Annotated in this window: 21 protein-coding genes; 7 read left to right on the forward strand and 14 right to left on the reverse strand. The window is 74.7% G+C overall.

Translation table 11 applies throughout. The features are described 5' to 3' along the window. Positions 1–34: 34 nt before the first annotated feature. Both argH and AC0VX2_RS07440 read right to left on the reverse strand, forming a co-directional pair. Complete coding sequence (gene argH / locus AC0VX2_RS07435) at positions 35–1,495, reverse strand: argininosuccinate lyase (RefSeq protein ID WP_036315677.1); 1,461 nt, start codon at positions 1,493–1,495, stop codon at positions 35–37. A gap of 85 nt (positions 1,496–1,580) precedes the next feature. Further along, on the reverse strand, positions 1,581–2,822 hold the full coding sequence (locus AC0VX2_RS07440) for an argininosuccinate synthase (RefSeq protein WP_095694719.1): 1,242 nt from the start codon (positions 2,820–2,822) through the stop codon (positions 1,581–1,583). Positions 2,823–3,445: 623 nt separating this feature from the next. Between AC0VX2_RS07440 and rpf the strand changes: the two genes are divergently transcribed. Further along, a complete protein-coding gene (gene rpf, locus AC0VX2_RS07445; RefSeq protein WP_475432484.1) occupies positions 3,446–4,474 on the forward strand; it encodes a resuscitation-promoting factor Rpf in 1,029 nt (342 codons plus the stop codon). A 114-nt stretch (positions 4,475–4,588) separates the two neighbouring features. Here the strand turns inward: rpf and argR are convergent, their stop codons facing one another. Genes argR through argC form a run of 6 tightly spaced genes read right to left on the reverse strand, consistent with a single transcriptional unit; the run spans position 4,589 to position 10,511 of the window. Then, the gene (gene argR / locus AC0VX2_RS07450; RefSeq protein WP_036337506.1) at positions 4,589–5,077 is read right to left on the reverse strand and encodes an arginine repressor; all 489 of its coding nucleotides are present in this window, start codon (positions 5,075–5,077) and stop codon (positions 4,589–4,591) included. Next, complete coding sequence (argF, locus tag AC0VX2_RS07455; RefSeq protein WP_078025583.1) at positions 5,077–6,036, reverse strand: ornithine carbamoyltransferase; 960 nt, start codon at positions 6,034–6,036, stop codon at positions 5,077–5,079. The genes argR and argF overlap by 1 nt, the downstream gene beginning before the upstream one ends. Beyond that, positions 6,033–7,319, reverse strand: coding sequence for an acetylornithine transaminase (locus AC0VX2_RS07460; protein WP_101966038.1), 1,287 nt, complete (start codon positions 7,317–7,319; stop codon positions 6,033–6,035). Before AC0VX2_RS07460 ends, argF begins: the two co-directional genes overlap by 4 nt. Beyond that, complete coding sequence (gene argB / locus AC0VX2_RS07465; RefSeq protein ID WP_179288539.1) at positions 7,316–8,302, reverse strand: acetylglutamate kinase; 987 nt, start codon at positions 8,300–8,302, stop codon at positions 7,316–7,318. The genes AC0VX2_RS07460 and argB overlap by 4 nt, the downstream gene beginning before the upstream one ends. A gap of 11 nt (positions 8,303–8,313) precedes the next feature. After that, the gene (gene argJ, locus AC0VX2_RS07470) at positions 8,314–9,474 is read right to left on the reverse strand and encodes a bifunctional glutamate N-acetyltransferase/amino-acid acetyltransferase ArgJ (protein ID WP_363735375.1); all 1,161 of its coding nucleotides are present in this window, start codon (positions 9,472–9,474) and stop codon (positions 8,314–8,316) included. After that, positions 9,471–10,511 carry an N-acetyl-gamma-glutamyl-phosphate reductase gene (argC, locus tag AC0VX2_RS07475; protein WP_036315659.1) on the reverse strand — a complete coding sequence of 347 codons (1,041 nt, stop codon included), beginning with the start codon at positions 10,509–10,511 and terminating at the stop codon, positions 9,471–9,473. Before argC ends, argJ begins: the two co-directional genes overlap by 4 nt. Before the next feature lie 102 nt (positions 10,512–10,613). On the opposite strand from argC, the gene AC0VX2_RS07480 reads away from it, so the two are divergent. From AC0VX2_RS07480 to AC0VX2_RS07490, 3 genes are all read left to right on the forward strand, one after another. Further along, complete coding sequence (locus AC0VX2_RS07480) at positions 10,614–11,615, forward strand: quinone oxidoreductase family protein (protein WP_475432487.1); 1,002 nt, start codon at positions 10,614–10,616, stop codon at positions 11,613–11,615. 121 nt (positions 11,616–11,736) lie between these two features. After that, positions 11,737–15,744, forward strand: a complete 4,008-nt coding sequence (locus AC0VX2_RS07485; RefSeq protein WP_041104187.1) for a Pls/PosA family non-ribosomal peptide synthetase — start codon at positions 11,737–11,739, stop codon at positions 15,742–15,744. Beyond that, on the forward strand, positions 15,741–17,081 hold the full coding sequence (locus tag AC0VX2_RS07490) for a M1 family metallopeptidase (protein WP_036337490.1): 1,341 nt from the start codon (positions 15,741–15,743) through the stop codon (positions 17,079–17,081). The genes AC0VX2_RS07485 and AC0VX2_RS07490 overlap by 4 nt, the downstream gene beginning before the upstream one ends. A gap of 18 nt (positions 17,082–17,099) precedes the next feature. On the opposite strand, the gene AC0VX2_RS07495 is transcribed toward AC0VX2_RS07490, so the two are convergent. From AC0VX2_RS07495 to AC0VX2_RS07510, 4 genes are all read right to left on the reverse strand, one after another. After that, the gene (locus AC0VX2_RS07495; RefSeq protein ID WP_036337488.1) at positions 17,100–17,720 is read right to left on the reverse strand and encodes a 4'-phosphopantetheinyl transferase family protein; all 621 of its coding nucleotides are present in this window, start codon (positions 17,718–17,720) and stop codon (positions 17,100–17,102) included. Positions 17,721–17,722: 2 nt separating this feature from the next. After that, positions 17,723–20,302, reverse strand: a complete 2,580-nt coding sequence (gene pheT, locus AC0VX2_RS07500; RefSeq protein ID WP_036337486.1) for a phenylalanine--tRNA ligase subunit beta — start codon at positions 20,300–20,302, stop codon at positions 17,723–17,725. A gap of 3 nt (positions 20,303–20,305) precedes the next feature. After that, a complete protein-coding gene (gene pheS, locus AC0VX2_RS07505; RefSeq protein WP_012750956.1) occupies positions 20,306–21,388 on the reverse strand; it encodes a phenylalanine--tRNA ligase subunit alpha in 1,083 nt (360 codons plus the stop codon). 72 nt (positions 21,389–21,460) lie between these two features. Continuing rightward, positions 21,461–22,468: an IS481 family transposase gene (locus AC0VX2_RS07510; protein WP_136940067.1), complete on the reverse strand. Its 1,008-nt coding sequence runs from the start codon at positions 22,466–22,468 to the stop codon at positions 21,461–21,463. Positions 22,469–22,597: 129 nt separating this feature from the next. On the opposite strand from AC0VX2_RS07510, the gene AC0VX2_RS07515 reads away from it, so the two are divergent. Beyond that, complete coding sequence (locus AC0VX2_RS07515; protein ID WP_049147953.1) at positions 22,598–23,005, forward strand: CHY zinc finger protein; 408 nt, start codon at positions 22,598–22,600, stop codon at positions 23,003–23,005. Then, positions 23,002–23,451 carry a hypothetical protein gene (locus tag AC0VX2_RS07520; RefSeq protein ID WP_049147952.1) on the forward strand — a complete coding sequence of 150 codons (450 nt, stop codon included), beginning with the start codon at positions 23,002–23,004 and terminating at the stop codon, positions 23,449–23,451. Before AC0VX2_RS07515 ends, AC0VX2_RS07520 begins: the two co-directional genes overlap by 4 nt. 45 nt (positions 23,452–23,496) lie before the next feature. Here AC0VX2_RS07520 and AC0VX2_RS07525 read toward each other — a convergent pair whose 3' ends face one another. Further along, complete coding sequence (locus AC0VX2_RS07525) at positions 23,497–24,159, reverse strand: pyroglutamyl-peptidase I (RefSeq protein ID WP_060974027.1); 663 nt, start codon at positions 24,157–24,159, stop codon at positions 23,497–23,499. A 92-nt stretch (positions 24,160–24,251) separates the two neighbouring features. Here AC0VX2_RS07525 and AC0VX2_RS07530 point away from each other — a divergent pair, with 92 nt between their 5' ends. Further along, the gene (locus AC0VX2_RS07530) at positions 24,252–25,325 is read left to right on the forward strand and encodes an Rv2578c family radical SAM protein (RefSeq protein ID WP_020624690.1); all 1,074 of its coding nucleotides are present in this window, start codon (positions 24,252–24,254) and stop codon (positions 25,323–25,325) included. 34 nt (positions 25,326–25,359) lie between these two features. Here the strand turns inward: AC0VX2_RS07530 and AC0VX2_RS07535 are convergent, their stop codons facing one another. After that, entirely contained in the window at positions 25,360–25,872 is a 513-nt protein-coding gene (locus tag AC0VX2_RS07535) for a (deoxy)nucleoside triphosphate pyrophosphohydrolase (RefSeq protein WP_061866992.1), read from the reverse strand. Positions 25,873–25,904: the final 32 nt, after the last annotated feature.

Genomic DNA, 25,904 nt, shown 5'->3' on the forward strand with positions numbered 1-25,904 from the left:
GCCCGGTCGGCGCCGCCTCGGCCGGGCGACCGCGTCAGCGGGCGTCGACGACGGAGCCCGGCGTGTCGGCCCAGCGGCGCAGCGGCGCCAGGGCGTCCTCGAGCGCCCCGATCTGCGCCGCGACGGCCGTCGGCGCGGTCCCGCCCTGGGCGTCGCGAGAGGCGAGCGAGCCCTCCGTGCTGAGCACCTCGCGGACCTGCGGGGTCAGCGCCGGCGAGATGGCGGCGTACTCGTCGTCCGTGAGGTCCCACAGCTCCACGCCCCGGGCCTCGGCCGCCATCACGGCCTCGCCCGACAGCTCGTGGGCCTCGCGGAACGGGACCCCCTGGCGGACGAGCCACTCGGCGACGTCGGTGGCCAGCGCGAAGCCCTGCGGGGCCAGCTCCGCCATGCGCTCCGTCTGGAACTCGAGGGTGGCGATCATCCCGGAGACGGCGGGCAGCAGCAGCTCGAGGGTGTCCGCGGCGTCGAAGACGGGCTCCTTGTCCTCCTGCAGGTCGCGGTTGTAGGCCAGCGGCATGCCCTTGAGCGTGGCCAGCAGCCCCGTGAGGTCGCCGATGAGGCGGCCGGACTTGCCGCGGGCCAGCTCGGCGACGTCCGGGTTCTTCTTCTGCGGCATGATCGAGGACCCCGTGGAGTACGCGTCATGGAGCCTCACGAAGCCCGCCTCCTTGGTGGCCCAGAAGATGACCTCCTCCGAGATGCGGGACAGGTCGACGCCGACCATCGCGGCGACCCACGCGAACTCCGCGTACACGTCGCGTGCGGCGGTGCCGTCGATCGAGTTCCACACGGCCGACTCGAAGCCGAGCTCGGCGGCCACGGCGTTCGGGTCCAGACCCAGGGAGGAGCCGGCCAGGGCCCCGGAGCCGTACGGCGAGACGGCCGCGCGTGCGTCCCAGTCCACGAGCCGCTGCAGGTCCCGCGCGAATGCCCAGGCGTGCGCGAGCAGGTGATGCGAGAGCAGGACGGGCTGCGCGTGCTGCAGGTGGGTGCGGCCCGGCATCGGCGCGTACGGGTGCGCCCGCGCCTGATCGAGGAGCGCGTCCACCGTGGCGATCACGCCCCGCGCGATGATGCGGGCGTGGTCGCGCAGGAACATCCGGCCGAGGGTGGCGACCTGGTCGTTGCGGGATCGGCCGGCCCGCAGGCGGCCGCCGAGCTCGGGACCGGCCCGCTCGATGAGGCCGCGCTCGAGCGAGCCGTGCACGTCCTCATCGGACGCTGCCGGGGTGTAGGCACCGGAACGCACGTCCGCCTCGAGCCGGTCGAGGGCCGCGATCATCCCGTCCAGGTCGTCCGCACTGAGCAGACCGGCGGTGTGCAGCACCCGGGCGTGGGCACGGGAGCCGGCGATGTCATAGGGCGCCAGGCGCCAGTCGAAGTGCGTGGACTTGCTGAGCGCGGCGAGCGCCTCGGAAGGGCCGCCGGCGAAGCGGCCGCCCCACAGGGCGCCCTCGTTGGTCCCGTGGCGGGCATCGGTGTTCTCGGTCATCGAAGGTCTCCTCGAGGTCGGTGACAGGCCGACGGCGGCCGGCCCGGTCGCGGGCGGGCCGCCGTCGTGCACGGGGCGTGCGGGGTCAGTCGTTGGACAGGCGGGCGACGTCCTGGAGGTCGGCGCCGCCGCGCAGGCGCTGCTCGCGCTCGGAGGCCGTCTTCGCGGACAGGCCGAAGATGTCGATGAACCCGCGGGCCGAGGACTGGTCGAACGAGTCGCCCTCGTCGTACGTGGCGAGGTTGAAGTCGTACAGGCCGGTCTCGGACCGGCGACCCTGCACCGTGGCGCGGCCACCGTGGAGCTCCAGGCGGATCTCACCGTTGACGTGCTCCTGGGTCGCGTCGATGAACGTGTCCAGGTTCCGCTTCAGCGGGGAGTACCACTGGCCGTCGTAGACCAGCTCGGTCCACCGCTGGTCCACATGCTTCTTGAAGCGCGCCTGTTCCCGCTCCAGGGTGACGTTCTCGAGCTCACGGTGGGCCGCGATCAGCGCCATGGCCCCCGGTGCCTCGTAGATCTCGCGGGACTTGATGCCCACGAGGCGGTCCTCGACGATGTCGATCCGGCCCACGCCCTGGGCACCGGCCCGGCGGTTGAGCTCCTCGATGATCTCCAGCGGGCTCAGCGCGCGGCCGTCGAGGGCCGTGGGGACGCCGCGCTCGAAGGCGATCGTGACCACGTCCGGCGCCGGCGGGAAGGCGGGGTCGTCCGTGTAGTCGTAGACGTCCTTCGTGGGGCCGTTCCAGATGTCCTCGAGGAAGCCGGTCTCGACGGCGCGGCCCCACACGTTCTGGTCGATCGAGAACGGGTTCTTCTTGGTGGTGACGATCGGCAGGTCGTTGCGCTCGGCGTACTCGATGGCCTTCTCGCGGGTCAGGGCGAGGTCGCGCACCGGGGCGATGCACTTCAGGTCGGGCCCGAGGGTCTGAATGGAGACCTCGAAGCGGACCTGGTCGTTGCCCTTGCCGGTGCAGCCGTGCGCCACCGTCGAGGCGCCGAACTGGCGGGCCGCCGCGACCAGGTGGCGGGAGATCACCGGGCGCGAGATCGCGGAGACCAGCGGGTAGGCGTCCATGTAGAGGGCGTTGGCCTTGAGCGTGGGCATGCAGTACTGCTCGGCGAACTCGTCACGCGCGTCGGCGACGTAGGCCTCGACGGCGCCGCAGTCCAGGGCGCGCTGGCGGATCGTCTCGAGGGACTCGCCCCCCTGGCCCACGTCGACCGCGACGGCGACGACCTCGGCGCCCGTGGCCTCGGCGATCCAGCCGATGGCCACCGAGGTGTCCAGGCCGCCCGAGTAGGCAAGGATGATGCGTTCCTTCACGTTTTCTCCTCTTTATATAGGGGGGGTCTCCCAGCGCGGCACGTGGCCGTCGGAGGCGTGCTCGGTGGCGATCCTACCCGGATCTTGAATAAATATGCAACTGACGGAATATCAGCTCCCGATGGCCCCTGTGCAGCCCCTCTGCGCCGACAGCGACGGCCACGGGCGACCATCGCTCCGCCCTCGAATCCCGGGTCGAACGCGACTCAGGTCACGGCCTCGGCCGTCGATCGTGACCTTCGCCCATGCCCCTGTGACGGAGGTTGTCCACACCGGCGGATCAGACACCATGACAGCAAATCCGACCAGTAGCGTGCATTTCATCCACGCGCCCACGACTCTAGGGATCGATTCGTCACCCGTTCTCAAATTTCAGACAGACGGGCAAGAATCCGTCGACCCATGATTTGACGCGAGGGGGGCTCCCGTCGTTGACTCTTCCGTAGCCGATTCGTGATCGAACCGTGATCTGACCGAGAGGTCGGGGACGGGGAGGCCACGACATCGAACCCCCTCCGACGGTCGCCCGCTGCTGGGTCGTCTCGAACCGACGGAGGGCATGACCCGACCAAGGAGAAGGACGACCCCGGTGTGCCTCGGCCGCCGATCAGCGAGGACTCGCCATGGACACCATGACTCTCTTCACCACTTCCGCCACCCGCTCCCGCCGTGCCACCGCCTCGATCGTCGCGGGCATGACCCTCGCCGGCGCCGCCGCCGTGGGCTTCTCCGCCCCGGCCCAGGCCGCCACCGTGGACACCTGGGACCGCCTCGCCGAGTGCGAGTCCAGCGGCACCTGGGACATCAACACCGGCAACGGCTTCTACGGCGGCGTGCAGTTCACCCTGTCCTCCTGGCAGGCCGTCGGCGGCGAGGGCTACCCGCATCAGGCCTCGAAGGCCGAGCAGATCAAGCGCGCCGAGATCCTCCAGGACCTGCAGGGCTGGGGCGCCTGGCCGCTGTGCTCGCAGAAGCTGGGCCTGACCCAGGCTGACGCGGACGCCGGCGACGTGGACGCCGCCCCGGTCGCCGTGGAGCGCACCGCCACCGTGCAGCGCCAGTCCGCCGCGGACGAGACTGCTGCCGACCAGGCTGCGGCTGAGCAGGCTGCTGCCGACCAGGCTGCGGCTGAGCAGGCTGCTGCCGACCAGGCCGCGGCTGAGCAGGCTGCTGCCGACCAGGCCGCCGCCGAGCGCTGGGCCGCCAAGCAGGCTGCTGCCGAGCAGGCCGCTGCCGCCGAGGCCGCTGCTGAGCAGGCTGCTGCCGACCAGGCCGCCGCCGAGCGCTGGGCCGCCGAGCAGGCTGCTGCCGAGCAGGCCGCCGCCGACAAGGCCGCCGCCGAGCGCTGGGCCGCCGAGCAGGCTGCTGCCGAGCAGGCCGCCGCCGACAAGGCCGCTGCCCAGCGTGCCGCCGCCGCGGAGAAGGCCGCCGCTCAGAAGGCTGCCGCCGCTGAGCAGGCCGCTGCCGCGGAGCAGGCCGTCGTCGCCGAGGCCGAGACCATCGTCGTCAAGTCCGGTGACTCCCTCTGGAAGCTCGCCAACGAGTACGAGGTGGAGGGTGGCTGGACCGCCCTCTACGAGGCCAACAAGGGCGCCGTCTCCGACGCCGCCGTGATCTACGTCGGCCAGGAGCTCGTCCTGCCGCAGGCCTGAGACGCCTGACCGGTCCCCCGGACCGGTGCCACACGAGGAAGGCCCCCGCCATCGGCGGGGGCCTTCCTCGTGCCTGGTGCCCGTCACCCGCGCGGGCGGGGCCGGACGGGTCGGTTAGCCCGCCAGACCCAGCAGGTGGGCCGCGACGGCCGGGGCGGACGTGGTCCCCGTGGTGATGAGGAGGATGGTGTCGTCGCCGGCGATCGTGCCCATCACGTGCTCCACGCGCGCCTGGTCGATCACGCTGGCCAGGAACTGCGCCGCACCCGGGGGCGTGCGCAGGACCACGAGGTTCGCCGTGGGCTCGGCGGAGACGAGCAGCTCGCGGGCCATGCTCGCCAGCCGATTCAGCTGCGCGTCCGAGCCGCGGCCCGGCACGGCGGCGTCGTCGCCCTCCGCCGGCAGGGCGTAGACCATGCCGGCCGGCCCGCGCGTCCGCACCGCGCCGAGGTCCACCAGGTCCCGCGAGAGCGTGCCCTGGGTGACGGACAGCCCGCGATCGCCCAGGGCGTCCGAGAGTTCGGCCTGGGAGCGGATGCCCCGGGTGGCCAGGATCTCCCGGATCGCGGCCTGACGGGCGATCTTCGTCGTGGGGGCGGCCATCAGCGCGGCTCCTCGGCCAGGCCGGAGCGATACAGCAGCCAGGCGATGAGCGCCTTCTGCGCGTGCAGCCGGTTCTCGGCCTCGTCGAACACCACGGACCGCGGCCCGTCGATCACCTCGGCCGTGACCTCGTAGCCCCGGTACGCGGGCAGGCAGTGCAGGAAGATCGCGTCGTCGGCCGCCCGCGCCATCGCGGCGGCGTCCACCTGGTAGTCCCGGAACAGCGCCAGGCGGGCCTCCTTCTCCTCCTCCTGGCCCATGGACACCCACGTGTCGGTCACGACGACGTCCGCGCCCGCCAGGGCCTCGGCCGCGTCCGTCGTGACGAGGACGGAACCGCCCGTCTCCGCCGCCCGCTGTCGAGCGGCGGCCACGACGTCCTCGGCAGGCAGGTGCCCCTCGGGGCCGGCGACCCGCACGTGCATGCCGGCCGTCGCGCAGCCGAGCAGATACGAGTGGGCCATGTTGTTCGCCGCGTCCCCCAGATACGTCAGAGTGCGGCCCGCCGTGCCGCCGAGGTGCTCGCGCACCGTCAGCAGGTCGGCGAGGATCTGACAGGGGTGGTAGTCGTCGCTGAGTGCATTGACCACGGGCACCGAGGAATGGGCGGCCATCTCCTCGAGACCGGCCTGCGCGAACGTGCGCCAGACGATGACGCCGACCATCCGCTCCAGCACGCGGGCCGTGTCCGCCACGGACTCCTTGTGGCCCAGCTGCGACTCCCCCGGGTTCACGATCAGCGGCGTCCCGCCGAGCTCGGCGATGCCGGCCGCGAACGAGACGCGGGTGCGCGTGGAGGTCTTGTCGAAGAACACGATGCCGGTCCGGGGCCCGGCCAGCGGGCGGTGCCGGAACCGGTCGGCCTTCATCTGCGCGGCGAGGTCGAGCACCTCGGCCTGCTCGGCCGGGGTGAGGTCCGTGTCCACCAGGAAGTGGCGGACGGCGGCAGCGGGGGTCATGGGCGGTCTCCTTCGGCGGGGGTCAGGGCGGCGGCCACGAGCCCGGGAAGGGCCGCGGCGAAGCGCTCGAGCTCGGCCACGGGCACGGTCAGCGGCGGGGCCAGACGCAGGGTGGAGGGGCCGGTGGCGTTGAGGATCCAGCCCGCCTCGAGGCCGGCGGCGACGACGGCGGGGGCCAGCCCGCCGGCCGGGGCCGGTCCGGCGGGGTCGGCCAGGTCGACGCCGATCCACAGGCCGTGACCGCGCACCGCGGCCACCTCGGGCAGGTCCTCCAGCAGGGCGGCCACGGCCTCGCCCGCGGCGCGGACGTGACCGAGCAGGCCCTCGTCCTCGACGGTCTGGAGCACGGCCAGGCCCGCGGCGGTGGCCAGGGGGTTGCCGCCGAACGTGGTGCCGTGCTGGCCGGCCGTGAGCAGCCCGGAGACGGCGGGGCCGACGCACACGAGCGCCCCGATGGGCACGCCGCCCCCCAGTCCCTTCGCCAGGGTGAAGGCGTCGGGCACCACCGGTTCGGCCGCACCGGTGACGGCCGGGTTCTGGAAGCCGAACCACGTGCCGGTGCGGCCCACGCCGGACTGCACCTCGTCGAGGATCATCAGGGCGCCGGCCCCGCGGGTCGCGGCCCGCACCTCGGCCAGGTAGCCGGCCGGCCAGCCGTGCACGCCGGCCTCGCCCTGGACCGGCTCGAGGATGACGGCAGCGACGGTGGCGCCGTCGTCGTCCGGGGCCAGGGCCGCCCGCAGGGCTGCGGCGTCCCCGCCCGGCACGTGCTCCACGCCGCCGGGCAGCGGCTCGAAGGGCGCCCGGTAGGCCTCCTTGTGCGTGAGCGCGAGGGCGCCCATCGTGCGGCCGTGGAAGGCCCGCTCGAGCGCGATCACCCGCGTCCGGCGGCCGGACGGGTCGTCCGCACCGTGGCGGCGGGCGAGCTTGAACGCGGCCTCGTTGGCCTCCGTGCCGGAGTTCGCGAAGAACACGGTGGAGCCCGCGGGCGCGCCGGCCAGCTCCAGCAGGCGCTCGGCCAGGCGGATCTGCGGCTCGGAGGTGAAGAGGTTGGACACGTGGCCGAGCGTGGCGACCTGCTCGGACACCGCCCGCACCAGCGCCGGGTGGCCGTGGCCGAGCGCGTTCACGGCGATGCCGGCCAGCAGGTCCGTGTAGCGCCGGCCGTCGGCGTCCCACACGTGGACCCCCTCGCCGCGCACGAGCACGCGGGTGGGGCGGCCGAAGACTCCGGTCAGGGCGGCGTGGTAGCGCTCCAGCAGCGCGGACTGGTCGGTGCTCATGCGTCCTCCTCGGGGGTGGTCGGGGCGGTGGGCTCGGCGTCGGGCACCACCTGGGTGCCGACGCCCGCAGAGGTGAAGACCTCGAGCAGCATCGAGTGGGGGCGGCGGCCGTCCACGACGTGGGCGCGCTGCACGCCGGCGTCCACGGCCGCCAGGCACGCGGCCATCTTCGGGATCATCCCGGAGGCCAGGGAGGGCAGCAGCGCGCGCAGCTGGGCGGCGGTGAGCGAGCTGATGAGGGAGTCGCGGTCCGGCCAGTCGGCGTAGAGGCCTTCGACGTCGGTGAGCAGCACGAGCTTCGCGGCGCCGAGGGCGGCGGCCAGGGCCGCGGCGGCGGTGTCCGCATTGACGTTGAGGACCTGCCCGGTGGGCTCGCCGTCGTCGTTGATCTCGGGGGCGACCGACGAGACCACGGGGATCCGCCCGGACTCGATCACGTCGAGGATCGCGGTCGGGTCGACTCCGGTGACCTCTCCCACGAGGCCGAGGTCCACCTCCTGGCCGTCGACGACGGCGCCCGTGCGGCGGGCGCGCAGCAGCCCCGCGTCCTCGCCGGAGAAGCCGACGGCGTACGGGCCGTGGGAGTTCACGAGGCCGACCAGCTCGCGGCCCACCTGTCCCGTGAGCACCATGCGGACCACGTCCATGGCCTCCTCGGTGGTCACGCGCAGGCCGCCGCGGAACTCCGAGGCGATGCCGAGGCGGTCGAGCATCGCGTTGATCTGCGGGCCGCCGCCGTGCACCACCACGGGGTGGACCCCCACGTGGTGCAGGAACACGATGTCCTCGGCGAACGCCCGGCGCAGCTCCTCCGACACCATGGCGTTGCCGCCGTACTTGACGACCATGACGGTGCCGGCGAACCGCCGGATCCAGGGCAGGGCCTCGACGAGGACCTCCGCCTTGGACTCGGCGCGGTCGAGCCGGTCCGCGGTGGACAGGACGGGCGCGGCCGCCGTGGCCGGATCGGTGTGCGGGCTCATGCTGGGGGTCCTCACGTGGAGTAGGCGGAGTTCTCGTGGACGTAGTCGTGCGTCAGGTCGTTGGTCCAGACCGTGGCCTCGGCGTCGCCGGCGTGCAGGTCGACCTCGACGAGCACCTCGCGGGCCGAGAGGTCCACGCGGGAGCGGTCCTCTCCCACGCCGGAGGCGCGGCACACCTGGACGCCGTTGAAGCGCACGTCGAGGGCGTACGGGTCGAAGGCGGCGACCGACTCCGGGACCGTGCCGACGGCGGCGATCACGCGTCCCCAGTTCGGGTCCTGGCCGAAGATCGCGGTCTTGAACAGGTTGGAGCGGCCGACGGCGCGCGCGACGGCCTCGGCCGCCTCCTCGGTCTCGGCGTGGACCACGCGCACGGCGATGTCGTGCCGGGCGCCCTCGGCGTCGGCGACGAGCTGGCGGGACAGGTCCGCGCAGACCTCGTGGAGGGCCGCGGCGAACGCCTCGGGCTCGGGCGCGGTCCCGGACGCGCCCGAGGCCAGCAGGATCACGGTGTCGTTGGTGGACATGCACCCGTCCGAGTCGACCCGGTTGAAGGTGGCGCGCACGGCCTCGCGCAGGGCCGCGTCGAGGGCGGGTGCGGGGACGTCGGCGTCCGTGGTGATGACGCTGAGCATGGTGGCCATGCCGGGTGCCAGCATGCCCGCGCCCTTGGCCATGCCGCCCACGGTGAAGCCCTCGCCGCGAGCCACGGCGGTCTTGGCCACGGTGTCCGTGGTCTTGATCGCGACGGCGGCGTCCTCGCCGCCGTCCGGGCTCAGGGTGGCGACCGCCTCGGACACGCCCGCGGTGAGGGTGTTCATCGGCAGGCGCTCGCCGATGAGGCCGGTCGAGCAGACGAGCACGTCGTCGGCGGCGGTCCCGAGGGCCGCGGCCGCGTGCTCGGCGGTGCGACGGGCGTCCTCCAGGCCCTCGGCGCCGGTGGCCGCGTTGGCCCCGCCGGAGTTCAGGACGACCGCGGTCGCGCGGCCGTCCCGCACGGCGCGGCGGGTCCAGACCACGGGGGCGGCCGCCACCCGGTTCTCGGTGAGGACGGCGGCGGCCGCGTCGCGCGGGCCCTCGTTGACGACGACGGCGACGTCGGGCGTGCCCGAGGCCTTCAGCCCCGCGGTGACGCCGGCCGCCCGGAACCCCTGTGCTGCGGTGACGCTCACGGCGCGACCCCCTGCTGCTCGAGCCCCGCCTGCTCCGGCAGGCCCAGGGCGATGTTCATGGACTGCACGGCGCCGCCGGCCGTGCCCTTGGTGAGGTTGTCGAGCGCCGCGCAGACGATCACGCGGCCGGCCCGCTCGTCCACGGCGAGCTGCAGCTGCACGTGGTTGGAGCCGAGGACCGCCTTCGTGGTGGGCCACTGTCCCTCGGGGAGCAGGTGCACGAAGCGTTCGCCGCCGTAGGCCGCGGCCCACGCCGCGCGTACGTCCGCGGCGGCGACGCCGGGACGCAGGCGCGCCGTGGCTGTCGCGAGGATGCCGCGCGACATCGGCGCGAGCGTGGGCGTGAAGGAGACGCGGACCGGCTCGCCGGCCGCCTGGGCCAGGCCCTGCTCGATCTCCGGGGTGTGCCGGTGCCCGCCGCCGACGCCGTACGGGCTCATCCCGCCCATGACCTCGGCGCCGAGCAGGTGCGGCTTCAGCGCCTTGCCCGCCCCGGAGGTGCCCGAGGCGGCGACGATCACCACGTCCTGCGGCTCGAGCAGCCCCGCGGCGAAGCCGGGCGCGAGGGCGAGGATCGAGGTGGTCGGGTAGCACCCGGGGACGGCGATGCGGCGGGTGCCGGCGAGTCGCTCGCGCTGACCGGGCAGCTCGGGCAGGCCGTAGGGCCAGGTCCCGGCGTGCGCGGTGCCGTAGAAGGCCTCCCAGTCCGCGGCGGACTCGAGGCGGTGGTCGGCGCCCGCGTCGATCACCAGGGTGTCCGGGGAGCGCTCGGCGATCTCGGCCGCGAGCGCCCCGGAGGCCCCGTGGGGCAGCGCGAGGATCACGACGTCGTGACCGGCGAGGACGTCCGCGGTGGTCTCGGCGAGGACGCGGTCCGCCAGGGCGTGCAGGTGCGGCTGGAGGGCGCCGAGGCGCTCCCCCGCGTTCGAGTGGGCCGTGATGGCTCCGACGGTGACGGACGGGTGGCCGGCGAGCAGGCGCAGGGCCTCTCCCCCGGCGTAGCCGCTGGCTCCGGAGACGGCGACGGTGTGGGTCATGGCCCCATCCTAGCGTAGATATGCGTTGCACGGAATATCTATGCGGTGCCTCGGGTCCCCCGGGACGGGCCGGATGGCCCGGCCCGCTCCTAGAGTGGGGCCATGACCACTGCGAACACCCCCGCCGTCCCCCGCACCCACCACGCCGTCGTCGTGTCCGCCACGGGCGGCCCCGAGGTCCTGCAGTGGACCGAGACGGAGGTGCCCTCCCCCGCGCCGGGGCACGTGCTGGTGCGGACCGCCGCGGCGGGCCTGAACTTCATCGAGACGTACCAGCGCTCCGGGACCTACGCGATGGACCTGCCCTTCACCCCCGGCACGGAGGGCTCCGGCGAGGTCGTCGCGCTCGGCGAGGGCGTGGACGCCGGGCTCCTGGGGGCCCGTGTCGCCACCGCGACGGCCACCGGTGCGTACGCCGAGCACTTCACCGCCCCCGCGGATCGTCTCCTCGCCGTCCCGGAGGGCATCGACCTGGCCGAGGCCGCCGCCCTTCCGCTGCAGGGCATGACGGCCCACTACCTCTGCCGGTCCACCTTCCCGGTGGAGGAGGGCCACACGGTGGTCGTGACGGCCGGTGCCGGCGGCGTGGGGCTCCTGCTCACCCAGCTCGCGACGGCCCGCGGCGCCCGCGTGGTCACCACGGCGTCCACGGAGGAGAAGCGGGAGCTGTCCCGGGGCGCGGGCGCCGTCGCCGCGGTGGACTATCCGGACCTCGCCGCCACGGTGGCGGAGCTGACGGACGGCGAGGGCGCGCACGTCGTGTACGACGGCGTGGGGAAGGACACCTTCGACACCTCGCTCGAGGTGCTGCGCGTGCGCGGCACACTCGTGCTCTTCGGCGGGGCCTCCGGGCAGGTGCCCCCCTTCGACCTGCAGCGGCTCAACGCGGCCGGCTCGCTGTACGTCACCCGGCCCTCGCTGGTGCACTACACGCGCACGGGCGAGGAGACCCGCTGGCGTGGTGGAGAGGTGTTCGGGGCGTGGGCCTCCGGCGAGCTCGACGTACGGATCGGCGAGCGCTTCCCGCTGGCGGACGCGGCCGCCGCGCACGCCGCCCTCGAGTCCCGGTCGACGACGGGCAAGGTGCTGCTCACCCTGTCCTGAGCCGGACCCGCCCGGTGCCTTCCAGGCGCCCCGCGCGGCCGCGGGCGGGGCATAGAATGTCCCGCTGCGGCCTGGTCCGCGTCCGACCCTCGGTTTGCCGCTCACACCCCCGGAGGCCCCTGTGTCCCTTTCGTCCGCCGCGCCCACCCCGCCCTCCGTCCCCCTCGACCCCGCGGGCGCGCCGCATCGGCCGCAGCTGCCCGGCTCCGAGCGCACCCCGCCCGCCCGGACGCTCGTGGAGCTCTTCGACGCCACGGCGCGCGAGCACCCGGACGCGACCGCCCTGGACGACGGCGTCGAGCCGCTGACGTACGCGGAGCTGCGGGAGCGCGTCGACGAGACCGCCCGCCACCTGTGGGCCGCCGGCGTGCGGGCGGGAGACCGGGTCGGCGTGCGGATCGCCTCGGGCACGGCCGCGCTGTACGTCTCGATCCTCGGCGTGCTCGCCGCCGGCGCGGCCTACGTCCCCGTGGACGCGGACGATCCGGAGGAGCGCGCCCGCCTCGTGTTCGGCGAGGCGAAGGTGGCCGGCGTCCTCACCGACGAGCGGGTCTACGCCCCGCACCCCGAGCACACCGCGGACCCGGCCGCGGAGGCCCGCGCCCCCGGGCTCGAGGACGACGCGTGGATCATCTTCACCTCTGGCTCGACGGGCACCCCCAAGGGCGTGGCGGTGAGCCACCGCTCGGCCGCGGCCTTCGTGGACGCCGAGGCGCGGATCTTCCTGGCGGACGATCCGCTCGCCCCGGGCGACCGCGTGCTGGCGGGACTGTCCGTCGCGTTCGACGCCTCGTGCGAGGAGATGTGGCTCGCCTGGCGTCACGGTGCGTGCCTGGTCCCGGCCCCCCGCTCGCTCGTGCGCTCCGGCATGGACCTCGGCCCGTGGCTCGCCGAGCGGCGCATCACCGCCGTGTCCACCGTGCCGACCCTCGCCGCGATGTGGCCCACCGAGGCCATGGACAACGTCCGGCTGCTGATCTTCGGCGGCGAGGCCTGCCCGCCCGAGCTCGCCGCGCGCCTGGCGGAGGACGGCCGCGAGGTCTGGAACACCTACGGCCCCACGGAGGCCACCGTCGTCGCGTGCGCGGCCCCGCTCACGGGTCTCGGCCCGGTCCGCATCGGCCTGCCCCTGGACGGCTGGGACCTGGCCGTCGTCGACCCGCAGACCACGCTGCCCGTGGCCGAGGGCGAGACGGGCGAGCTGATCATCGGCGGCGTCGGCCTGGCCCGCTACCTCGACCCGGCCAAGGACGCCGAGAAGTACGCCCCCATGCCCTCCCTCGGCTGGGAGCGTGCCTACCGCTCCGGTGACCTCGTGGTCTTCGAGCCGGAGGGCCTGCTGTTCGTCGGCCGCGCCGACGACCAGGTGAAGCTCGGCGGCCGCCGCATCGAGCTCGGCGAGGTGGACGCGGCGCTCCAGGCCCTGCCCGGCGTCCACGGCGGCGCCGCGGCCGTGCAGACCACCCCGGCGGGCCACCAGATCCTCGTCGGCTACCTCGTCCCCGCGGACCCCGAGGCCGAGCTCGACCTGCACATGGCCCGCGAGCACCTCGCGGCGGAGCTGCCGGCCGCACTCGTGCCCCGGCTGGCCGTCGTGGACTCCCTGCCCACGAAGACCTCCGGCAAGGTGGACCGCCACGCGCTGCCGTGGCCCCTGCCCGGCGCCGAGGTGGACGAGGACGCGCCCCAGCCGAACGAGGACACCGCCGACGGCTGGGTGCTGCGCCAGTGGGCGGACGTGCTCGGCGCGCCCCCCAAGGACGCCGACACCGACTTCTTCGAGGCCGGCGGCGGCTCGCTCGCCGCTGCCCAGCTCGTGGCCCGCCTGCGCCTGCGCCACCCGGCCGTGACCGTCCAGGACGTCTACCGCAACCCCACCGCCGGGGCCCTCGTGGCCGCCGTCGTGGGCGACGACGGCCCCCGCGGCATCGAGGTGCACGACCGGCACGTCGACCGCACCCGCCACCGCACCCAGTGGGTCCAGACCCTCGTGGGACTGCCCGTGTTCGTCCTGCCCGCCCTGCGCCTGGGCGTGTGGACCGGCCTGGCCCTGAACCTGCTGACGCTCTCCGGGCTCGCGCCCGGGCTGCCCACCGTGCCGTGGTGGGTGCTGATCGTGGCCGGTCTGCTGGTGGTGACCGTGCCCGGCCGCATGCTGCTCACCGCCGCGACGGCCCGGCTGCTGCTGCGCGGCGTGAGCCCCGGGTCCTACCCGCGCGGTGGCCGCGTCCACCTGCGCCTGTGGCTCGCCCAGCAGATCAGCGACCTCGTGGACCCCTACTCGCTGGCCGGCGCCACGTGGGTGCCCGCCTACGCGCGACTGCTGGGCAACCGGATCGGCAAGGACGTGGACATGCACACCGTGCCACCGGTCACCGGCATGCTCACGGTCGAGGAGGGCGCCGCGATCGAGCCTGAGGTGGACCTGTCCGGCTACTGGGTCGACGGCGACGTCGTCCGGCTCGGCGAGGTGCGCATCGGCGCGGACGCCGTCGTGGGCGCCCGCTCCACGCTCCTGCCGGGCGCCCAGGTCGGCGCCGGGGCGCACGTCGAGGCCGGGTCCACCGTCGCCGGGCGGGTGCGCGGCGGCCAGCGCCACGCCGGCTCCCCCGCCGTCAAGGTGGGCAAGGTGAAGTCCCGCGGCCCCGCCGAGGCGCCGCGGGAGACCCCGGGCTGGCGCCTGATGGCGACCGTCCTCTCGACCCTCATCTCCCTCCTTCCGCTCGTCTCCGCCGCCGCGGCGGCCGCGGTGGCCGCGTGGTCGCTGACCTGGTGGCCGCCGGCCCCGGAGGCGGGGCCGCTGGCCGCCGTCGGGACCACCGCGGCGCGCCTGCTGGCCGCAAGCCCCCTGGTGGCCGGCGTCTGGTTCCTGACCCAGATGCTGCTCGTGCTCGTCACCGTGCGCCTGCTCGCGCTCGGCATCACGGAGGGGCACCACCCCGTGCGCTCCCGGGTCGGCTGGCAGGTGTGGGCCACCGAGCGCGTCCTCGACGCCGCCCGCGACCAGCTGTTCCCGATCTACGCCTCCCGCTTCACGCCGACGTGGCTGCGCCTGCTGGGCGCCGAGGTGGGCCGCGGCGTCGAGGCCTCCACCGTGGTGCTCCTGCCCTGCATGACCCGCGTGGGCGACGGCGCGTTCCTCGCCGACGACACGATGGTCTCCTCCTACTCCCTCGACGGCGGGTGGATGCACGTGGCCCCCGCGAAGGTCGGCAAGCGCTCGTTCGTGGGCAACTCCGGCATGGTGCCCGGCGGCCGCACCCTGCGCCGCGACTCGCTCGTGGCGGTGCTGTCCACCACCCCGGCCAAGACCAAGGCGGGCACGTCCTGGATGGGCTCCCCGCCCGTGCGCCTGCGCCGCAACGAGGTCACCGCAGACGCCGCCCTCACCTACGACCCGCCGGCCCGACTCAAGGCCGCCCGCACCGCCTGGGAGCTGCTGCGCGCGATCCCGGTGTGGCTGCACGTGGCCCTGTCCCTCGCCGTCGGCGCGACGCTGGCCGCCCTCATCGCGGTCGGCACGTGGGCGCTGGCCTTCGTCCTGGGCGGCGTCGTCCTGCTCGCGGCCGGCGCGGTCGCGGCGAGCCTGACCGTGCTCGCCAAGCGGGTCTTCGTCGGCCGGATCCGCGCGGGCGAGCACCCGCTGTGGTCCTCGTTCATCTGGCGCAACGAGGTCGCGGACACCTTCACCGAGTTCCTCGCCGCCCCGTGGTTCAGCCGGGCCGCGGCCGGCACCCCCGCCCTGGTCTGGTTCCTGCGCGCGATGGGCGCCCGCATCGGCCACGGCGCCTGGGTCGAGTCCTACTGGCTGCCCGAGGCCGACCTCGTGGAGCTCGGCGACGGCGCCACCGTGAACCGCGGCTGCGTCGTCCAGACCCACCTGTTCCACGACCGCGTGATGTCCCTGGACGCCGTCGTCCTGGAGGACGGCGCCACCCTCGGCCCCCACTCCGTGGTGCTGCCCGCCGCCCGCCTGGGCCGCGGCACCACCGTCGGTGCCGGGTCCCTCGTGATGCGCGGCGAGGAGCTGCCCGCCGGCACGTGGTGGCTCGGCAACCCGGTCTCCCCGTGGCGTCGTCCCGACGGCGACCCCGCCGCCGCGGCCACCCCCTCCCGAGAGGAAGCATGAGCACCGATCCCTACGTCCCGGGCGTCGGCACCGACGCCGCCACCGTCGAGCACATCGCACTGGACCTCGACGTGCGCCTGGCCGCGAACCGGGTCTCCGGCACCGCCGTCCTGCGCGTGCGCCTGACGAAGCAGAGCCGCCGCATCGAGCTGGACCTGTACCGGCTGCGCGTGTCCCGGGTGGACGCCGTCGTCGACGGCCGCGCCGTCGCCTCCTCGTTCACCCAGCCGGGCCGCGCCCCGAGCCGCCTCGTCGTCGACCTGGACGAGAGCCGGCCGGAGGGCACGCTCGTGGAGCTGACCGTGGTCTACGCGGGCACGCCCACGCTGCGGCGCAGCCCGTGGGGCACGATCGGCTGGGAGGAGCTCACGGACGGCGTGCTCGTGGCCGGGCAGCCCCACGGCGCCTCCACGTGGCTGCCGTGCGTGGACTCCCCCACCTCCCGCTCGACGGCGGAGATCACCCTCACCTGCGACGCGGGCTACCTGCCCGTCGCCAACGGCGTGGGCGCGCCCGTGCGCACGCGCGGCTCGCGGGTCACGTGGCGGTGGCGGCTCGACCAGCCCGTGCCCGCCTACCTGCTCAGCGTGCAGATCGGCCGCTACCGGCTCGTGGACGCCGCCCCTCCCGCCGAGGGCCTGCCGCCGCTGCGCCTCGTGGTCTCCCCGCGGACCGAGCAGCGGGCCCTCCGGGCCCTTGCCCCCCAGCCGGCCATGATGGCCACGTTCATCGACGCCTACGGGCCATACCCATTCGAGGACTACACCGCGGTCGTGGCCGACGAGGAGCTCGAGATCCCGCTCGAGGCCGCGAGCATGTCGCTGTTCGGCACCAACCACCTGGACGGCTCGTGGGAGTCCGAGCGGCTGATCGCCCACGAGATGTCCCACCAGTGGTTCGGCAACGCCGTGACCCTGGGCCGCTGGTCCGACCTGTGGCTGCACGAGGGCTTCGCCTGCTGGTCCGAGTGGCTGTGGGCCGAGGCCTCGGGGCGGTCCAGCATCACCTCGATGGCGCGGCGGGCCTGGCAGAAGCTGGCCGCGCACCCGGTGGAGCAGGCGCTGGCCGAGCCCGGGCCGGAGGAGATGTTCGAGGACTGGGTGTACAAGCGCGGCGCGCTCACCGTGGAGGCGCTGCGGCACCTGCTGGGCACGGACCTCTTCGGCTCCATGCTGCGCGCCTGGGTGCGGGAGCACCGGTTCGGCACCGTCGACTCCCTGGGGCTGCGCACGCACGTGCACGCGTGGGCCCCGCACGCCGGGGTGAGCCGAGCGCAGGTGGACGAGCTCTTCGACGCGTGGACGCTGCGGCCCGAGCTGCCGCCGTTCCCGGGCTGAGGCGCCCGCGCGGTCGACTCAGCGGCCCCGCAGCGCCAGCGCCCCGAGGAGACCGCCCGGCAGCCGGTCGGTGAGGTCCACCAGCACGACGTCGGCCGGCACGGTCAGTGCGTCGACGGCGGCGGGGTCGCCCGTGAAGCCGGTGCCGGCGGCCTTCACGAGCGCCTCCTTCCGCGTCCACAGCCGGGCCCGCGCGGCGGGCCTCTCGGGGGCGGGAAGCTCCCGCACCCGGGCGCGCTCCGCCGTCGAGAAGCCCACCCCGCCCAGGCCGTCCTCGTCCGCGAAGGCCGCGGCGTCCGCCCGCTCGACGTCCACCCCGAGGCCGAGCCCGTCGGCGGGCCGTGCCGGCGCCCACCACGCCCCGATCCGAGCCCGGTCCTCAGTGCCGGGCATCCGGACGCGCGTGAACGAGACGAGGGCGACCCGGCCGGGGGGCAGGCCGGTCAGCGCGGGGACGCCGTGCGCGGCCGAGCCGCAGCGCGGGCAGGCGTGCCGGAGCCCGAGCGGCCCCACCGGCACGCCCCAGGCCGCCGTCAGGGCGGTGCGCACCTGACCGAGCAGCGCGGAGACGGCGTCGGCCGCCCCCGCCGAGGCGGGGACGGCCGAGGTCAGGCCCCACGGGCCGGTCGCGACGGACACGGTCAGCGCTGGACCGCCCCGTGCCGCTGCGCCGCGAGCGCGGTGGCCGCGGCGCGGGCCTCGGAGACCTCCTCCGCGGTGAGCGTGCGGTCAGGGGCGCGGAAGCGCAGGGAGAACGCGAGGGACTTCCGCCCCTCCGGCACGCCCGCGCCCCGGTAGACGTCGAACAGCTCGACGGCCTCGAGCAGCTCCCCGGCACCCTCGGCGAGGGTCGCGCGCACGTCCCCGGCCACGACGGCCTCGTCCACCACGAGCGCCACGTCCTGCGTGCTCACGGGGAACGTGGACAGCGGTGCGGCGACCACGATCTCGGGGGCCGCGGCGCACAGCGCGTCCAGGTCCAGCTCCCACACGCTCGTGCGGGCGGGCAGGTCCTCGGCCTCGAGCCACTGCGGGTGCAGCTCGCCGGCGACGCCCACCACCCGGTCCCCGTGCTCGGTCACGACGACGAGCTCGGCCACCCGGCCCGGGTGGAACGCGTGGTGCCGGCCCTGCCGGACGGTCAGCTCGACGCCGAGGACGTCGGCCACGTCGAGGGCCCCGGCGATCGGGTCCTGCCAGTCCACCGGGCGGGGGTCGTGGTCCGGCCCGGGCGCCGAGTCGTGCCCGGCGTACAGACCGGCCACGTGCCACGGCTGAGCGGGGATGCCGGCCTCGAGGTCGGCGAGGACCTCGGCGGAGGGGTGGACCGCGCGCGGGGGGATCGTCGCCGAGCCCAGCTGCGCGCCGGGCAGGAAGACCAGCCCCATCTCGTACAGCGCCAGATCGCGGAAGCCGCGTCCGAGGTTGCGGCGCGCGGTCTCGACGAGGCCCGGCAGCAGCGACAGGCGCAGGTACCGGTACTGGGAAGCGATCGGATTGGCCAGGGCCACCATCGCCAGGGCCTGGCCCTGCGCGTCCGAGTCCGCCCCGAAACGCCGGTTCTGCTCCTCGGAGACGAACGGGTAGGCCAGCACCTCGGTGAGTCCCGCGGCCGCGAGCGCGGCCGACACGCGGCGACGCTGGGCCTGGCGGCGGGTGAAGCCGCGGCCCGGCGGGGCCACGGGCACCACGGAGGGGATCGCGTCGTAGCCGCGCAGGCGCGCGACCTCCTCGGCGAGGTCCTCGGGGATGCGCAGGTCCGTGCGCCACGACGGGGCGGTCACGGTCAGCCGCGGGGCGACGTCGGCGGCGGCCTCGGCGACGGCCACCTCGGCGCCCAGGGCGCGCAGCGTCTCCACGACCTCGTCGGTCGTGTACGCCACGCCCACCAGGGCGGAGGGGAAGTCGGCGGCCATCTCGACGACGGCCGGCTGCGGCCGCGTCCCGACGTCGGTGACCCCGGGCTCGGCGGTGCCGCCGGCGAGCTCGACGAGCAGCTGCACGGCCCGCTCGGCCGCCTCGTCGGCGATCTCCCAGTCGACGCCGCGCTCGTTGCGCTTCGACGCCTCCGAGGGCAGGCGGTGCCGGCGCCGCGTACGGGCGATCGACACGGGGTCGAAGTTCGCGGACTCGACCACGATCGTGGTGGTGGCGTCCGTGACCTCGGTGGCGGCCCCGCCCATGACGCCCGCCAGGCCGATGGGGCCGGAGTCGTCCGTGATGAGCAGGTCCTCGGGGTCGAGCTCGCGCTCCTTGCCGTCGAGGGTGGTCAGGGTCTCTCCGGCCCGCGCGCGGCGCACCACGATCTCGCCGGAGAGCGTGTCCGCGTCGTAGAAGTGCAGGGGCTGGCCCAGCTCCCACATGACGTAGTTGGAGATGTCCACCGGCAGGGAGATGGTGCGGATGCCGGCCAGGCGCAGGCGCGCGGCCAGCCACGGCGGGGTCGGGCGGGTCGCGTCCACGCCGGAGACCGTGCGGGCCACGAACCGGGTGGCCCCGGGCTCGCCGTGGATCGGCGCGTCGTCGTCGATGCGGACGGCCGGGCCGGCGTCGTCGGCCGCGGGCGGGTGGACGGCGGCGGCCGGGTCCGTGAAGGGCACGCCGGTGGCGTGCGCGTACTCGCGCGCGACGCCGCGCATCGAGAACGCGTAGCCGCGGTCGGGCGTCACGTTGATCTCGGCGGCCTCGCCGTGCAGGTCCAGGACGTCCCGGGCGTCGGTGCCCGGCTCGGGGTCGAGCCCGAGGTCGCCGAGCACGATGATCCCGTCCGTGCCGTCGTCGCCCACGCCCAGCTCCGTGCTGGAGGCGATCATCCCGGCCGAGACGTGCCCGTAGGTCTTGCGGGGGCTGATGCGGAAGTCGCCGGGCAGCACCGCGCCGGGCAGGGTCACGACGACCTTGTCCCCGACCTCGAAGTTGTGGGCGCCGCACACGATGCCCTGCACGCCGGAGGGCTCGATGCCCTCGCCGGTGAGCGGCTGGGCGGCGCCCTCGGGAACCACCCGCACGGAGCACCAGTTGATGGTCTTGCCGTTCTTCTGCGGCTCGGGCTCCTTGGAGAGCACCTGCCCGACGACGATCGGGCCCTGCAGCTCGGCGGCCGGACGGTGGACGTCCTCCTCCTCGAGGCCGACGCGGACGAGGTCGGCCATCACGTCCTCGGCACGGTGCTCCGCGGGCACGGGGACGAACTCCCGCAGCCAGTCCAGGGGGATGCGCATGGATCAGACCTCCATTCCGAAGTGCTGGGAGAAGCGGACGTCGCCCTCGATCATGTCGTGCATGTCCGGGACCTCGTTGCGGAACATGAGCGTGCGCTCCACGCCCATGCCGAACGCGAACCCGGAGTACTCCTCCGGGTCCAGGCCCGCGGCGCGCAGCACATTCGGGTGCACCATGCCGCAGCCGCCCCACTCGATCCAGCGGGGCCCGCCCTTGGCGCCGGGGTGCCAGATGTCCAGCTCGGCGCTGGGCTCGGTGAACGGGAAGAAGTTCGGGCGCAGGCGGATGGCCGCCTCGGCCCCGAACATCTGGCGGGCGAAGTACTCGAGGGTGCCGCGCAGGTGGGCCATGGTCAGGCCCTTGTCCACGGCCAGGCCCTCGAACTGGTGGAACACCGGGGTGTGCGTGGCGTCCAGCTCGTCCGTGCGGAAGGTGCGACCCGGGCACAGCACGTAGGTGGGGGCGCCCCGCTCGAGCAGGGAGCGCATCTGCACCGGGGAGGTGTGGGTGCGCAGCAGCAGGTGGGCCTCGGCCGGGGCCACGAAGAAGGTGTCCTGCATCTCGCGGGCCGGATGGTCCGGCGCGAAGTTGAGGGAGTCGAAGTTGAACCACTCGGACTCGAGCTCGGGGCCCTCCGCGATCTCCCAGCCCATGCCGACGAAGATCTCCGAGACACGGTCCATCGTCAGCGAGAGCGGGTGACGGGCGCCGACGCGGCGGCGACGGACCGCGGTGGTCACGTCCACCGTCTCCTCGCGCAGGATCCGCGCGGCCTGCTCCGCCTCGAGCACCTCGGTGCGGGCGGCCAGGGCCTTGCCCAGGCGGCCGCGTGCGGCGCCCATGAGCTTGCCGGCCTCCGCCTTGCGCTCCTTGGGCAGAGCGCCGATCGCCTTGTTCGCGAGAGTCAGGGGGGCCCGGTCGCCGGTGTGGGCCAGGCGGGCGGCCTTGAGCTCATCGAGGTCCGCCGCGGCCTCGTACGCGGCGAGCGCGGCCTGCACGGCGGCCTCCACCGCCTCCGCGTCCACGGGGGAGATCTCCGCCACGGGCGCGGTGGGCTCCGCGCCGGTCTCGGGGCTGGGTGTCATCAGGGCAACGACCTTCGCATGGGGGACGGTGGGACGCCCGTCAGTCTAGTGTCCGCCCCGGGCCCGCTCGGCCTAGGTGTAGGAGGGCATGACGTTGTTGACACGCACCGGGGCCAACGAGGCCGGTGGAGCATCTCCGCAGGAGGTATGCGGCCGATGGTAGTTGTAGTGATTCACCCACACCTGAAGGGCCTCACGCCGAGCCCGCTCTGAGGTGTAGGGGCGGGCGTAGAGGACCTCATCGACCATCAGCCGGTTGTAACGTTCGACCTTCCCGTTGTGACGCGGGGTGTAGGGGCGGATCCGGTGATGCCGGCCCCCGAGCGAGACCACCTTCCGGGTGAAGTCCACGGCCCGGTAGTTGTTGCCGTTGTCCGTGATCACCCGGTCCACGGTGATGCCGTGGGCGGCGAAGAACGCCCTCGCCCGGCAGAAGAACCCGATCGTGGTCACCGCCTTCTCGTCCTCCAACGCCTCGGTGTACGCCAGGCGGGTGTACCCGTCGATCGCCGAGTGCAGGTAGGTGTAGCCGACCCGCTGGCCAGACCCCCGCTTGGAAGCACGCCCTGCCTCACTGTCTCTTCCGTGGGCGCGCCAGCCTCCCCCTTCAGGGATGCGCCCGATTTTCTTCACGTCCAGGTGCACCATGTGCCCCGGGCCGCGGGCGGTGATCTTCTGGGGTCGTTGGCGGAGGTCTTCTCCGGCTGGGGTCAGGTCCCGTAGGCGGGAGATCCCGAGTCGGTGCAGCCACCTCCCCACGGTGCGCAGGCACACCTGGTGGCCTTCGGAGGCGAGGTGGTGATGGATGCGCCGGGCGGACCACTTCTCGGCCCGGCGCAGGGCCTCCAGCTCGGCCACGATCGCGGGGTCGAGCCGGGCAGGTGAGCGATGGGGCCGGCTCGACCGGTCTTGCAGTCCTGCCTCGCCTTCGGCACGGTAGCGGGCGACCCAGGTGGCCACCGTGGGCCGACTGACGCGGAACTCCGCGGCCACGTGGGACTGCGGGATCCCGTCGTTCAGGTGGCGGTGGACCATGCGCAGCCGGCCGGTGGGGGTCAGAGGTGCGTTAGCGTGAGTCACGAGCGGGCTTCCTTCCGCGGATGAGTGGATGTCGCAATTCCCATCCTGCGGGGCGGAGCCCGCTCGTCTCATCTCAGCCCGTGCCTCGTGTCAAGAACCTCATGACCCACAACACCTAGGCTGAGGCGCATGACCGCCCCGGACTCCCTCGACGGCACCGACCCGCTGCTGCGGGGCGTGGGCCTGGACGCGCAGACCCGCTGCGCCCATTACGCCACGGCGCGGGACGTCGTCGCCCTGCGCTTCGCCTGCTGCCCCGCGTACTGGTCCTGCCACCGCTGCCACGCGGAGCTCGCCGACCACCCGGCCGTGCCGGTGCCTGCCGGCGAGTTCGACCGGCCGCATGTGCTGTGCGGGGTGTGCCGCACCGAGCTGAGCGTGACCGCCTACCTCGCCCTCGAGGCCACCGCTGATCCTGCGTGCCCGGCCTGCGGGGCGCCGTTCAACCCGGGCTGCGCCGCCCATGCCCCGCTCTACTTCGACGTCCCCGCGTCCGGGTCCCCCGCCGGGGACGCCGATCCTGCGGCACAGCCATGACCGCGGCCCCCTCCCGGCCGTCGCCTCCGGCGCACGTGCGGGCGCGCGGGCTGTGGAACCTGCTGAACCTGGCGACGCCGCTGGGGCTGGTGGGCGCCGTCGTCGCCGGCTGCGCGCTGCGGCCCGGACCGCACGGGCTGATCGAGGCCCACGGCTGGACGCACCGGTTCCCGGGCGGGGCCGCGTTCACGGTCGGCGACGTCGTGTTCACCCGCCCCGGCCTGCGCATGACGCCCGCGCTGTGGCGGCACGAGGCCGGCCATGCGGACCAGTACGCCCTCCTGCTGGGTCTGCCCTTCCTGCCGGCGTACGCGCTGGCGGCGGCGTGGTCGATGTGGCGGACCGGGGATCCGGCCTCGCGCAACGTCTTCGAACGACGCGCGAGCCTGGCCCTGGGCGGCTACATCGAGCGGCCCGTGGTCCGCGGCCTGCGGCGCCGCCGCTGACGGGCACGGGCGATCGCGCCGACACGGACCCGGGGTCCGGGGAGGTCAGTGCAGGGTGCCGCCGGGGACGTCGAGGTCGGGGCCGCCGGCCAGCGCCGTCAGGGCGGCCTCGGCCACCGCGCGCGCCAGGTCGGCCGCGGGCAGGGCCGGGGTGTCCGGCGTCGGGCGGTGCTCGGTGTCCCACGGCACGTGGATGAAGCCGGCGGCCCGGGCGGTGCCGGGGCCGTCGAGGAGCGAGTACATGACGTGGTTGCACACGAACGCGCCCGCGGACAGGGACGGCTCCGCGGCGACGCCGGCCTCCCGGATCGCGGCGACGGCACGCTTGGCGGGCAGGGTGGCGAACAGGGCCGCGGGACCGTCGGCGCGCACGGGCCGGTCCACGGGCTGCTCCCCCGCGTTGTCCGGGATCCGGGCGTCCTGCAGGTTCACGGCCACCCGTTCGACCCGGACCGTCGCCGTGCCGCCAGCCAGCCCGACGGCGATCGCCACCTCCGGCCGGACCCGGTCGAGGGCCGCGGTCAGGGCCGGCCCGGCCGCGCCGAACGCGCACGGCAGCTCGACCGCCTCGGCCGTCACACCCCGGTCCGCCAGGATGCCCACGGCGTCCCGCGCGGCGGCGATCGACGGGTTGTGGACATCGCCGCCGAAGGGCTCGAAGCCCGTGAGCAGGACGCGGGCGGCCGGGGCGGGTGCACGGGAGGTCATGGCGACCACGGTAGGCGCGTCTCGGCGCCCGCGCCACGCCCGGACTCGAACACGCTTGCGGGTCGATTCGAACATGTGTTCTACTTCTGGCCATGCGATGGGAAGCGCAGACCCTGCGGTCCGAGGGCGGAGCCCAGCGGGCGACGGCCGGCACACCGGCCGGCTCCGCCGCCCTGCTGCCGCTCTCGGACCTGCAGCGGAGTGTCACCACCCCGGAGTTCGCGGGCGTCACCTTCCATGAGGTGCTCGCCAAGACCGCACTGAACTCGGTGCCGTCCGCCTCGGCCATGCCGTTCCGCTGGACCGTGAACCCGTACCGCGGCTGCACCCACGCCTGCCGGTACTGCTACGCCCGCAGCACCCACACCTTCCTCGAGCTCGACGCCGGGGCCGACTTCGACCGGCAGATCGTCGTGAAGGTCAACGTCGCCGAGGTGCTGCGCGCCGAACTCGCCCGCCCCACGTGGGGCCGCGAGGCGGTGGCGTTGGGGACGAACACGGACCCGTATCAGCGGGCCGAGGGCCGCTACGCGCTGATGCCCGGGATCATCCGGGCCCTGGCCGATTCCGGCACCCCGTTCTCCGTGCTGACCAAGGGGACCCTGCTCGCGCGGGATGTGCCCCTGCTGCAGGCGGCCTCGCGCCAGGTGCCGGTGCAGGTCTCGCTGTCCCTGGCGATGCTCGACCCCGCCATCGCCGCCGCGGTCGAGCCGGGCACGCCGTCGCCGACCGCACGCCTGCGCCTGATCGAGCGGCTCGCCGCCGCGGGTGCGGACGTCACCGTCATGGCCATGCCCCTGCTGCCGTGGCTCACGGACGGGGACCGCGAGATCGACGCCCTCATGCGCGCGCTGGCGGACGCCGGAGCCGCGCGCGTCATGCCGGGCGCCCTGCACCTGCGGCCGGGCGCGAAGGAGTGGTACCTGGACTGGATCCGCCGCGAGCACCCGGATCTGCTGGCCGGCTACGAGCAGATGTACGCCCGGTCCGCCTACGCGCCCGAGTCGTACCGCCGCATGCTCACCCGGATGGCCGGGGAGGCCGCCGCACGGCACGGCCTGGCCCGCGGCGGCGCCCACGGCATCCGGCGCGAGGACGGTCCCCCGGCCCGGCGCCGGCCGGCGTCCCGGCCCTCCGCTCCGGCGGCGCAGCCCGCGCTGTTCTGACCGGTCCGCGGGGCGCGGCCGGCCGCGTGTCGACTCAGCGCCCCGCGGAGAACGCCGTGGCGGCGCCACGGAGCACCTCGGCCACGATCGGCCGGTCCGCCGGGATCCAGTCCAGGTGCCGCACGCCCGGCCCGGCGAGCGGCAGCCACGCCAGCAGGTCGTGGTCCTGGAGGGCTCGGGGCGTCGCCCCCTCCTCCGCCAGGACGCCCCAGAACACCCGCATCCGGGCGCCGTTGGCCAGCTCCCACCCGTCCGGCTCCGGCGCCGCCACCTCGGGGCCGAGCCGCACGGCGACCCCGAGCTCCTCCCGGCACTCCCGCAGCAGCGCCTCCTGGACGCCCTCCCCCGGCTCGACCTTGCCCCCGGGGAACTCCCAGAGCCCCCGCAGCGGGGCAGGCGCGCTGCGACGGGCCGCCAGCAGGCGGGTCGGCGCGGCCACATCGTCGAGCAGCGCGAGCCCCACGACCTGCCGCGGTCGCGCACCGTCCCGGGGCGACGTCGTCGGGCTGGCGGCGGGCGCGGGGCGCACAGGTGTGGCGGAGGTCATGAGCCCAGGCTAGCGAGGCCCCCGCCCCCGCA

The organism is Micrococcus sp. iso_239 (assembly GCF_056173395.1).

Excerpts from the sequence above, each read along its gene's own strand:
- AC0VX2_RS07480 (WP_475432487.1), top strand. The coding sequence starts at position 10,614 with ATGACCACTGCGAACACCCCCGCCGTCCCCCGCACCCACCACGCCGTC.
- pheS (WP_012750956.1), bottom strand. The coding sequence starts at position 21,388 with ATGACACCCAGCCCCGAGACCGGCGCGGAGCCCACCGCGCCCGTGGCG.
- AC0VX2_RS07520 (WP_049147952.1), top strand. The coding sequence starts at position 23,002 with ATGACCGCGGCCCCCTCCCGGCCGTCGCCTCCGGCGCACGTGCGGGCG.
- AC0VX2_RS07460 (WP_101966038.1), bottom strand. The coding sequence starts at position 7,319 with ATGAGCACCGACCAGTCCGCGCTGCTGGAGCGCTACCACGCCGCCCTG.
- argH (WP_036315677.1), bottom strand. The coding sequence starts at position 1,495 with ATGACCGAGAACACCGATGCCCGCCACGGGACCAACGAGGGCGCCCTG.
- argC (WP_036315659.1), bottom strand. The coding sequence starts at position 10,511 with ATGACCCACACCGTCGCCGTCTCCGGAGCCAGCGGCTACGCCGGGGGA.
- argF (WP_078025583.1), bottom strand. The coding sequence starts at position 6,036 with ATGACCCCCGCTGCCGCCGTCCGCCACTTCCTGGTGGACACGGACCTC.
- argR (WP_036337506.1), bottom strand. The coding sequence starts at position 5,077 with ATGGCCGCCCCCACGACGAAGATCGCCCGTCAGGCCGCGATCCGGGAG.
- AC0VX2_RS07525 (WP_060974027.1), bottom strand. The coding sequence starts at position 24,159 with ATGACCTCCCGTGCACCCGCCCCGGCCGCCCGCGTCCTGCTCACGGGC.
- AC0VX2_RS07535 (WP_061866992.1), bottom strand. The coding sequence starts at position 25,872 with ATGACCTCCGCCACACCTGTGCGCCCCGCGCCCGCCGCCAGCCCGACG.
- AC0VX2_RS07490 (WP_036337490.1), top strand. The coding sequence starts at position 15,741 with ATGAGCACCGATCCCTACGTCCCGGGCGTCGGCACCGACGCCGCCACC.
- pheT (WP_036337486.1), bottom strand. The coding sequence starts at position 20,302 with ATGCGCATCCCCCTGGACTGGCTGCGGGAGTTCGTCCCCGTGCCCGCG.
- AC0VX2_RS07530 (WP_020624690.1), top strand. The coding sequence starts at position 24,252 with ATGCGATGGGAAGCGCAGACCCTGCGGTCCGAGGGCGGAGCCCAGCGG.
- argB (WP_179288539.1), bottom strand. The coding sequence starts at position 8,302 with ATGAGCCCGCACACCGATCCGGCCACGGCGGCCGCGCCCGTCCTGTCC.
- AC0VX2_RS07515 (WP_049147953.1), top strand. The coding sequence starts at position 22,598 with ATGACCGCCCCGGACTCCCTCGACGGCACCGACCCGCTGCTGCGGGGC.
- rpf (WP_475432484.1), top strand. The coding sequence starts at position 3,446 with ATGGACACCATGACTCTCTTCACCACTTCCGCCACCCGCTCCCGCCGT.